Source organism: Frankia sp. CpI1-P (assembly GCF_001421075.1).
Classification (GTDB): Bacteria; Actinomycetota; Actinomycetes; order Frankiales; family Frankiaceae; genus Frankia; species Frankia torreyi.
Map to the genome: position 1 here is coordinate 1 of NZ_LJJX01000125.1, position 2252 is coordinate 2252.

Genomic DNA, 2252 nt, shown 5'->3' on the forward strand with positions numbered 1-2252 from the left:
GGGGAGATCGCAGTCGTCGTCGCCCGGTCCGCAGATCGGGGTGCCGGTGTAGCCGGCGACCTCGCCGGTGAGGGGGGTGGCGGGGCTGGCGGCGCAGGTGGGCTGGGCCGCCAGGGTGCCCGGGTCGTCGGCCGGATTGTTGGCCGGGTTGTTGCCGGCCGCGGGCGGCGCCGGCGGAGAGGCCAGTAATGTTCGGGGCCAGGCTGGGGTCACCGATGCAGCGCAGCGGCGGGCACAGGTCCGGACGAGTACTGCTTGCTGGCGGTCTAGGTCGAAGCTGTTGCCGCCGGTGGTGAGCGGAACGGTGCCCGAGGAGATCGGGTGAGGTCGTTCGAGCGAATCGCGGGAGGCAGGACCACGTCGGAGTAGCCGTTGTAGAACGTGCCGTGGATCAGCGGCACCGGAGCGGACTTCGCCCCGCGGCCGCAGGGGTCGGCCGCGAGACCACCGAGTTCGTCCGCGGAGCCGCGGCACCGCCACCCCCGACCACCTCGGCGCCCGCGAGCAGGCCACGGACCGTGCCGAGGAAGCCGTCCAGGCCGGNGGCAGCGCGGGCAGTCATCGCACCCACGGTGCCCGCCGCCAGGGGATCCCGACAAGCTCGGCCAGCGCGGTCGCGGTCGCGGTCCCTGGCCAGGAACTGACCCGCATACAAGTACACCGCCGCCGCGGTAATCGCTCCNATGAGATTCGGTTCATACTCACTGGTCCGGTCACCGGTCACCGGTCGAAGGTTGGAAGACGGTACATGAGGTGCCGTCAGGTGTCCGGCTCCAGGGCAGCGAGAAGCGTGTTGACCGCAGAGAGCTGTGCCTCCGACACGTGTAGAGGGCTGGTTCCGGTGATAATGAGATCCCCGCCCGCGAACCGTTCGAACGAGAGCCGGGAATCCCTGGTCGCCAATGTGCCAGGGGTTCCCGAGAGGTATGTGAGCCAGCCTCCTACCAGCTGCCCTGGAGGGTTTTCATGAGCTTCCCGCATCGAATGGCTCGTGAACGTCGCCCACTCTGGACGCCACGCCTCGACCACGGCCCGGAAAAGGCCTCGTGCAGTGTGTGGATCGTACAAGCCGGCCGTGGACTCCGATGGCTCAGGCAGTTTCAGCAGAAAGCTGTTCTTAATAGAATTCGTTTCCGGATTGGCGCCGCAGTGGGCGCTGAAGGAAGCGGGCTCGGGGCTCTTGTTCCACAGTGAGACTCTGAACCCGAGCTCGGGGATGACATGACCACCGAAGTCGGTGCGATTCCGGCCAGCCTTCAGCATCGATTCCAGCGAGTCGACGCTGGTCGACACCGGGTTGCCGGAGGCTGCGGCCTTGGTCCTGCCCTTGCGGAACCATGTCGCCAAAGCCGGGTGGGCGGCGCCGAGCTGGCCCAGACAGCCGGCCAGCCGTACAGCNCATTCGCCAGCCGACTCGACGCGCCCTCCCCAATAGGCCCCGATATAGCAGCGGTCCGCATTCATACAGATGGCCCAGATTGTTGTGGGATACCTCCTCCGCTACTCCTTGGATATTTGCGAAATTCCCCCCAACGCCATGGAAAAGATCTTCATAAATACTCCACAAGTGACCACATCCACATCCAGCCGGTCCAGCGATGCGAGCGTCTCCGGGGCGAGATCGATCGTTGTAATTGCGCCGCTTTCCGCACCACTTGGGGTTCGGAATAGCACGAGGCACCGGTAGGACCGAACGACCCCGGAACGCTCCTCCCTCATTAGCGACTGAAGAAATACCGTGTCGTCTTTCACCTGTGCACGTAGCGCGTCCACCGATGTCCACCGGGTCGCCCATCCCCGGCGCTCTGCCTCCAATTGGATACCAAGCAGGACTTCAAAGCTGATCTGGCACACCCGAAAGTCGGGATCAGCCGGGCGGATCATAGGCATTGTTTATTACCCCCCATTAAGAACATCGATGCGGATTTCCGTATTCGGGTCGATACGCCCGTCAGCGATTCTCGTGAGGAGTTCGTCCCAGCGGTGATGACCGCCGAGGATTTTACCGCCACGCGAGACAAGAATTCCGTNCCCCTCGGGCGCTTCATTGATTGCATCCAGCAGTTCATCGTCACTCAGGAACTCGTGATACCACTGTGACGAGGGATCGCGAGTTTTCTGCCCTTCGACATAATTCTCGGCGAGATCACCAGCACGTTCCATTCGTGTCTCAAAACAGGCACCGCTGTTGTGGACGAGGACTGGTGTGGTGCCGGCGAGGACGTAGTAGGTGTGGAGGGTGTCGACGGTGA

General features: G+C 63.7%; 1 protein-coding gene and 2 pseudogenes. All 3 read right to left on the reverse strand.

Annotated elements, in window-relative coordinates; genetic code table 11:
• Window positions 1-213 (reverse strand): annotated as a pseudogene (locus FF86_RS30925) (hypothetical protein); the annotation flags it as partial.
• Window positions 214-759: 546 nt separating this feature from the next.
• Window positions 760-1398, reverse strand: a 639-nt coding sequence (locus FF86_RS34040; protein WP_206779109.1) for an Imm52 family immunity protein, incomplete at its 5' end; no start/stop codon positions are given.
• 1 nt (window position 1399) lies between these two features.
• Window positions 1400-1464: pseudogene (locus FF86_RS69650) on the reverse strand (hypothetical protein); the annotation flags it as partial.
• Between the last annotated feature and the right edge of the window lie 788 nt (window positions 1465-2252).